Annotated in this window: 7 protein-coding genes and 1 pseudogene; 2 read left to right on the top strand and 6 right to left on the bottom strand. The window is 66.8% G+C overall.

What is annotated here, in order from left to right; all coding sequences use genetic code 11:
- Window positions 1-5: 5 nt before the first annotated feature.
- Genes ACRDUX_RS36905 through ACRDUX_RS36890 form a run of 4 tightly spaced genes read right to left on the bottom strand, consistent with a single transcriptional unit; the run spans window position 6 to window position 3946 of the window.
- Entirely contained in the window at window positions 6-974 is a 969-nt protein-coding gene (locus tag ACRDUX_RS36905; protein ID WP_526421839.1) for an ABC transporter substrate-binding protein, read from the bottom strand.
- A gap of 32 nt (window positions 975-1006) precedes the next feature.
- The gene (locus ACRDUX_RS36900) at window positions 1007-1765 is read right to left on the bottom strand and encodes an ABC transporter ATP-binding protein (RefSeq protein WP_526421837.1); all 759 of its coding nucleotides are present in this window, start codon (window positions 1763-1765) and stop codon (window positions 1007-1009) included.
- A 1-nt stretch (window position 1766) separates the two neighbouring features.
- On the bottom strand, window positions 1767-2618 hold the full coding sequence (locus ACRDUX_RS36895) for an ABC transporter permease (protein WP_526421835.1): 852 nt from the start codon (window positions 2616-2618) through the stop codon (window positions 1767-1769).
- Window positions 2615-3946 (bottom strand): aryl-sulfate sulfotransferase, encoded by a 1332-nt coding sequence (locus tag ACRDUX_RS36890; protein ID WP_526421833.1) that lies wholly within the window; start codon window positions 3944-3946, stop codon window positions 2615-2617. The genes ACRDUX_RS36895 and ACRDUX_RS36890 overlap by 4 nt, the downstream gene beginning before the upstream one ends.
- A 156-nt stretch (window positions 3947-4102) precedes the next feature.
- Here ACRDUX_RS36890 and ACRDUX_RS36885 point away from each other — a divergent pair, with 156 nt between their 5' ends.
- Window positions 4103-5236: a LacI family DNA-binding transcriptional regulator gene (locus ACRDUX_RS36885; RefSeq protein WP_526421831.1), complete on the top strand. Its 1134-nt coding sequence runs from the start codon at window positions 4103-4105 to the stop codon at window positions 5234-5236.
- On the opposite strand, the pseudogene ACRDUX_RS36880 reads toward ACRDUX_RS36885, so the two are convergent.
- Window positions 5204-5497, bottom strand: a pseudogene (locus tag ACRDUX_RS36880) (DUF4345 family protein); the annotation flags it as partial. The gene ACRDUX_RS36885 and the pseudogene ACRDUX_RS36880 sit on opposite strands and share 33 nt — an antisense overlap.
- Window positions 5498-5564: 67 nt before the next feature.
- Between ACRDUX_RS36880 and ACRDUX_RS36875 the strand changes: the two are divergent.
- On the top strand, window positions 5565-6197 hold the full coding sequence (locus ACRDUX_RS36875; RefSeq protein WP_526421829.1) for a TetR/AcrR family transcriptional regulator: 633 nt from the start codon (window positions 5565-5567) through the stop codon (window positions 6195-6197).
- 3 nt (window positions 6198-6200) lie between these two features.
- Here ACRDUX_RS36875 and ACRDUX_RS36870 read toward each other — a convergent pair whose 3' ends face one another.
- Window positions 6201-6947, bottom strand: a complete 747-nt coding sequence (locus ACRDUX_RS36870) for an SDR family oxidoreductase (protein ID WP_526421827.1) — start codon at window positions 6945-6947, stop codon at window positions 6201-6203.
- Window positions 6948-7001: the final 54 nt, after the last annotated feature.

Below are 7001 nucleotides of genomic sequence, written 5' to 3'. Positions count from 1 at the left end.
CGCCCCTACTGTGTGCTCTTCGCCAGGAACTGGCCGTCGAGGAACTCGGTGTAGTTGGGCAGTTGGGTCGACGGTTCCACCGAGCCCTGGGTCTTGGCCCATTCACCGAGCTCGGTGAGCTTCTGCGCGAGGTCCGGATGCAGTTGGAGGGTGTAGTCGAACTCGGCGAGCACCGTGCGCAGCAGGTCCGGATCGAGTTGGGTGGCCTTGGCGACGGCGTCCGTCGCGGCGCCGTTCTTCTGGGACAGCGCGGTTCCGGCTTCGTCGACGGCGCCGAAGAATGCCGTGATCGCCTTGCCCTTGGTAGAGATCGCCTGCTGCGTGGCGAGGTAGAGGCTGTGCTGGCTGTAGGTGCCGCCCGTCAGCTCGACGGCGTCGGCGTTGAGCGATTGGATCACCTGCGCCTGGTACGGCTGGAAGATCGAGACTGCGTCGACGTTGTGCTGGGTGGCCGCCGTGACCATCGCCGACGGCGATACCTGGACGAGTTTGGCGTCGATCTTGTTCTGCGCCAATGCGTTCGAGATGAAGTAGGCGGCACTCGTGCCGAGCGGGGTGCCGATGGACTTGCCCGCGAGGTCCGCGATGGTGGCGATTCCCGCGCTGCGGCGCGCGACGATGCGGGAGCCTTGCCAGCGCGAGCCGTCGGCAACGACTCGCAGCGTCGGCGTCCTGGTGAGCACGGCGGAGGTCGGTACGTCTGCGGCGGTGGTGATGTCGACCTGGCCGGCTGAGGCGGCTTGCAGCGCCTCCACTCCCGATTGGAAGTTCACCACCTTCACGTTCACGCCATGCTTGGTGAACAGGCCCGTGTCGACGGCAACGGGAATCTGCGCCCACGAGGGATCGACGACGAATCCGACGGTCAGCGCATCGGCGGCCGTGGTCTGCGAGCCAGCGCAGGCGGTGATCGATGCCGCGAGCGTGACGGCGGTCAGTGCCGCGGCGAGAAGCCGTCGAGGCGATGTGTTCACGTTGTGTCGGTCCTTTGTGAGCGGGGTGTCGTTCAGTGCACTGCGTGGTCGATGCCGAGCTGGTGATGCAGGGTCTTGCGAATTTCGCTGTAGCCGGGCTGATCCGCCAGCGCATCTGCGGGTCGGGGGCGGCTCAGGGGGTTGGTGATGCGATCGACGATCCGGCCGTCGCGGAGCACGCTGATGGTGTCGCCGAGTCGAATCGCTTCGTCGATGTCGTGCGTGACGAAGACGATGGTTCGACTCAGTCGCGTCCAGAGGTCGATAAGCAGGTCCTGCATTCGCAGCCGGGTGAGTGCGTCGAGGGCCGCGAACGGTTCATCCATGAGCATCACGGCCGGCTCGCCCGCCAGCACCCGGGCCATGCTGACCCGTTGCCGCATGCCGCCGGACAGTTGGTCGGGGCGTTGCCGACCCACGTCCTCGGGCAGCCCGACGAGACCGAGCAGTTCACGAATCCGCGCGGGACGCTCGCGCTTGGCCAATCGTCTTGCGGCGAGCGCGAATTCGATGTTATCGGCCGCCGTCATCCACGGGAAGAGCACGTCGCGCTGGAAGGCGACCCCGCGTCGGGGGTCAGGGCCGGTGACGGTTTCACCGTTGTCGGTGACCACGCCGGACGTCGGGGTGATGAGACCCGCCAGGCAGTGCAGCAGCGTCGACTTGCCGCTCCCGGAGGCACCGACGAGCACGGCGAACGACCCGTCGGGAACGGTGATGGAGATGTCGTGCAGGGCGGGCTGTCGCTTGCCAGGGAACTGCACGACGAGGTCGCGGGTTTCGATGGCCATGTCAGCGTTCCCGTTGCGCCCAGCGCGTGAATGGGACGGTGATCGCGTTGATGAGCAGGTCGCAGAGCGCGCCGACGAGGCCAAGGACGATCAGGCAGAAGATCAGCCGGTCGGCCTGCGAGAACAGTTGGGCCTGCGAGATCCGATACCCGATACCCGATGTGGTGCCGGTCATTTCGGCGACCACGATCAGGACGAAGGACATCGCGGCCCCCACCCGCAGGCCCGAGGCGATGTCGGGGGCTGCCTCCGGCAACACGACCTTGCGCAGCGTTTGCCACCGTCGAGCGCCCAGGCAGCGCGCGGCCATCAGGTAGTCGCTCGGCGTGCTCGCCAGGCCCGCGTGACTGCTGATCCACACCGGGACGAATACGCCGAGCGCGATGACGAGTGTCTTGCTGTTCTCCCCCAGCCCGAACCAGAGGATGGCCAGCGGGACAAGGCCGATCGTCGGGATCGGTGAGAAGACCCGCAAGACCGGCTGAAGCACGTTGCGACCTGCCGCGGTGGTTGCGGTGAGCACCGCCACCACGATTCCGGTGAGGGCACCGATGGCGAAACCCACTGCAGCCCTGTGCAAACTGGCGCCGATGTCGTCGACCAACAGCCCGTCGGACCACAGCCTGTGGCCGGCCGCGAGGATCTCCGGCACGCTGGGGAACAGTTGTCTGGGGAACCGCCCGGTGGCCACCACCAGCGACCACACCGCCGACGCCAGAACCAGCCCGGCGATCGTCCCGCCAAGGGTGCCGAGGTGCCCGATCGCCGACCGCAACGGGGGCCGCCAGCCGGATTCGGTTGCCACCGTCGGTGATCGGGTACCGGTGACCGTGGTTTCCAGGCGTGTCGTCACGGAAGGCCTTCTGCCTCGGGGCGCAGGTCGACGTTCCGCAGCGGCGGTCGCGGGGTGTCGACGGGCGTCCAGTCGAAGGGGACCGCCTGCGATCGGTACACCAACGACGTCAGGGTGAGCCGGTCGACTCCAGGAACCCTGGGCTGCTTGACCTCCGGTTCGCCTGCCACGCCGTAGCCCAGATAGGGGCTGTGGTACTCCCAGACGACCTCGCCGCCCGGCGTCACCTGGAACAGTCGCCCCTGCATGCCCTCGGTGATGAGGGTATTGCCGTTGGGCAGCCGCTGCGCGTTGCTGACGAACGAGCTGAAGAACGTCCACGGCGGAAGCCCGGAGTCTTCGGCCGTGTACTGCCACACGATTTCCTCGGTGACGGGGTCGATCTCGAGTACGCGGGAACCGGCGTAGATCCCGATCGCCGCGGGCGGATATCCTGCGCCGCCCTGGTTGTCGAAGACCAGGATATTGCCCGCGCCGGGAAGGTCGGCCGCGATCATGTGCGGATTGTGCTGACCGGACGTCTGGTCGAGCGGACGTGGCACCTCGTGCACGTTGATCCGCTGATGCTGCGACCCGGCTTGAGCGTCGTAGTACGGCCCGAACTTCCACGCGATCTTTCCGGACGACCTGTCGATGCAGGCGATGACGTTCGCCTTGCGAAAGCTGACCAGGACGTTGTCCGGATGAAACGCGGTGTCGAGACGTGTTTCGTACCAGCGATTTCGGCCGAGGGATTTGGCGCTGTTCATCTCCAGGTAGCCCCACGGATCTTCCGGGTCGCGAGCGGCGGTCTCACGCAGCGCAGCCCAACCCGCTTGGGAGAAGCCGAACTCCTCGAGATGGTCACCGGCGAGCCACGACCACACGATCTCGCCGTCCGGCGCGACCTCGTACAACCCCTGATCGCCGACGACGTCATCGCCAAGTCCTGGCACGACGCGCGGAGCCGTCACCAGGATCAGCCGGTTGCCGTTGGGCAAGAGCTCCCAGTCGTGGTTCTGCCGCGCGGCACCGCCCGGTGCCTGCCCGCCCCACTGCCAGACCCGCTCCCCGGCCCAGTCGAGCTGACCGATGGTGCCGTTGGCATAGATTCCGCCGCGGGCATCGCCGCTGTCGGACAACTGCACCCCGACGTCGCCGACGCGTCCCCCGTTGAGTGCCGGATCGAGGATCCTGGGCGGCACCCCGGCGAACGGCCACGTGTGCACGACGGCGCCGTTGAGGTCGATGAGACGGGTGCTGCCATCGGCGCCGGTGAACAGGACGTAGCTGTCGTGGACGACGTCAGGGTCGAGGTAGGTGACTCCGGCGAGTCGTACGTATGCCATGTCAGCTACTCCACCAATGCCTTGTTGCGACCACATGTCCTCCTGGTAACCGTTCTAATCGATTAGCGTAGCGAGGAGTGGAGCAGATGGAACTGTCACAATCGACGTGATCCAAAGGCTGGCGACACCGCGATCGCCGACGGCGAGGAGACCGGAGTGGATGGGAAGCGTCCGACGCTGGCCGATGTGGCCAGCCGCGCAGGCACCTCGACGGCGGTGGTCAGCTACGTGCTGAACAACGGGCCCCGTCCGGTGTCAGAGTCGTTGCGCACCAAGGTGCTCATCGCGATCGATGAATTGGACTACCGGCTCGATCACCGCGCCAGGGCCCTCCGTCGACCGCGGCGCTGGCGACAGATCGGACTCCTCGTCCCGGACCTGACGATGCCCCTCTTCGGCGACTTCGTGGGGCGGGTCGAGGTCCAAGCCAGGGCGCGCGATCACCTCACCATGATCGGCAACACCGGGTACGACCCGGAACGCGAACTCGAGTTCGCGACCGCCTTCGCCGAAGTCGGAATCGACGGTCTCGTCGTGATCGGAGCGGCGAACGCGTCGGAAACGGCGCGGCTGTGCGCACAGGAGCGGATCCCCGTGGTCTGGATGCACAACATCCGCGGGGGCGTCGCCACCACGATCGTCGGCGTCGACCACGCCCGTGCGGGCGAACTCGTCACCCGCCACCTCGTCGAGGCCCACGATTGCCACGACATCGCCTTCGTCGGGGGCTTCACCGAGGCCGACGTCTCCCACGGCGACCGCGAAACCGTCGAACAACGCTTCGCCGGTGTCCGATCCGTGGTCGGCGACGTCGCGCAGATCCGCACCGACCTGACCCCGGCCGGCGCGTACGCCGCCGTGACCGCCTTTCTTCGCACCTCCGACCGGGCCCCGGAAGCCGTGGTGGCCGGGACGTACGGGCAAACCTCAGCCACGATCCGGGCCATCGTCGACGCAGGCATGGACATCCCCAACGACATCCGCGTTGTCGGCTTCGATGGCACCAACAACGATTACGGGCAGTTCCGCCTCACCGCCGTCCTACAACCCGTCGACGCGATCACCCGTGAGGCGCTCAACCAGCTGCTCGCCACTCCGGTGACGACGGAGGTTCCGCTCGAGGCGTTCCTACGGGTCGGGAACAGCTGCGGCTGCCTGCGCTCTGACCTCTCGGCGGGGGTGGGACAGCCTGCGGATGAGGAGATAGTTGACGAGCGGGATGACCAGCTCGACGGGGATCATCAATACGTAGAACCAGTTCGACTGGCCGGTGGCGGCCCAGGCGAGTAGCCGGGCAAGGCCGCCCGCGAAGAACACCACGCCAAGGACGTTTGCCACGCGCCCGCGCCTCGTGATGTCCGCTGCGCACCACACGAACGTCAGGCCATAAGCGGCGAACAGGAGCGCATAGAACCGCATGTCGGAATCGATGGTCGCGTTGACCGACCCGCCCCCGATGATGGTCGCGGTGCCAAACAGTAGATGCGCCAACCCAATACCCGCGCAGATGAGCCCGAAGGCGATGAACCATGTTTCCGTAGCTCGCTTCATCCTCAACCCCTATTAGATCTACTCCAATAGAGTTGACGGTACGCCGAATGTGAGAGGGGCGTCAACCATGCGCATCTACGATGGGACCGTGTCCAGCCGCAGGCGTCTCACCCCCGAGCAGCGCCGCGACGAGCTGATGGACGTGGGCGCAACGATGTTCGGCGAGTGCTCGTTCGAGGACGTCGCCATGGAGGACGTCGCCCGCCGGGCGAATGCCTCCCGGGCACTCGTGTATCACTACTTCCCCACCAAGCCCGAGTTCTTCGCTGCGATCTGGAAACGGGCGCACGATCGGCTGCTGGCCGAGGTGTCCATCGACGATGCGCCCTCGGTGCGCGACGGGGTGGCTGCCGCGCTGGAAGCGCACCTGAGCTTCTATCAGGCACACGCCCCGCTGGTGGTCATCGCGAATCGGAGTTCGATCGCGGCCGACCCGGTCCTTCGCATTCCGATAGCAGCCGGGATGCGCTCACTGTGTGACAGCGTCCTCGACGCCAGCGGGGCGACCGGCCACGCCCGCGACATGGCATCGGCGGCGCTCGCCGGATGGATCGCCTTCATCCGGGAGGTCACCGTTGAATGGCTTGTGAATCAACGCATCTCGCGGAGTGAAGTGATAGATCTGTGCATGGCCGTGCTGGACGTCGCGCTCGGCGCCCATGTCGATCTGACCGCCCCCACCCCCGCGGAACGGCCGTGACGTTCACGGCAGTGCCTGCAGGCCGGCTCCGGTAAGCAGGTAGCCCGAGGCCAGGGCCGCCGGATCCTTGCGAACCAGGTCCAGCACGGCGCTGCCCGCGATCTCGGGGGTCAACAGCTCCCCCAGTTGCTGCAGGTAGGCCTCCTCGGTCTGACCGGTGCGGGCCGCGTACGCCCGGACTCCACGGCGCCCGACGTCACCGAACGGAGTCATCCTCGGCATGACCGCCGTGACGTTGATGCCGAGACCGGCGCGACCCGACTCGTCATTGGCATAGCCTGCGATGAATCGTTGAGTGGCCTTCGCCCCGGCGTACCCGCCGCTGGCCGGTGACCCGTTGATCGCCGCCCCGCTGCTCACCACCACGACTCGGCTGCCCGGCGGCAGCGGTTTGAGCAGCGCCTCACGCAGCCAGGTGAAGGCGATCTTCACGTCGGCATTCCAGTTGGCCGAGAACGTTTCCCACGTCTGGTGCTGCAGCGGACGCATCACCGGGTTGGCACCCGCGACCAGGATGAGATACTGCGGTTCATACTGATCCAGCAGGCTCCACGCCGCCGTCGGATCGGCGGCGTCGGCGACTTCGGGGTGAATGTTCGAGCTGGTGGCTGCGAGCTCGGCCAGTGCCGAGGCCGTGCGGGCGACCGCAACCACCGGAGCACCGGCCTCGGCGAACGCGCGGGCGATGCCGCGGCCCAGGCCCCTGCTGGCGCCGACGACCATCGCAGACGGCTGTAGTGAATCACTCATCGTTGTGTTCCTTCGTTGGCTACCAATGGATTCGGACGTGATCTAGGTGGTGGG

The organism is Mycobacterium sp. (assembly GCF_050701675.1).
GTDB lineage: Bacteria > Actinomycetota > Actinomycetes > Mycobacteriales > Mycobacteriaceae > Mycobacterium.
The sequence above is the reverse complement of the archived record's forward strand: the minus strand, read 5'-3'. Positions and strand labels throughout refer to the sequence as shown.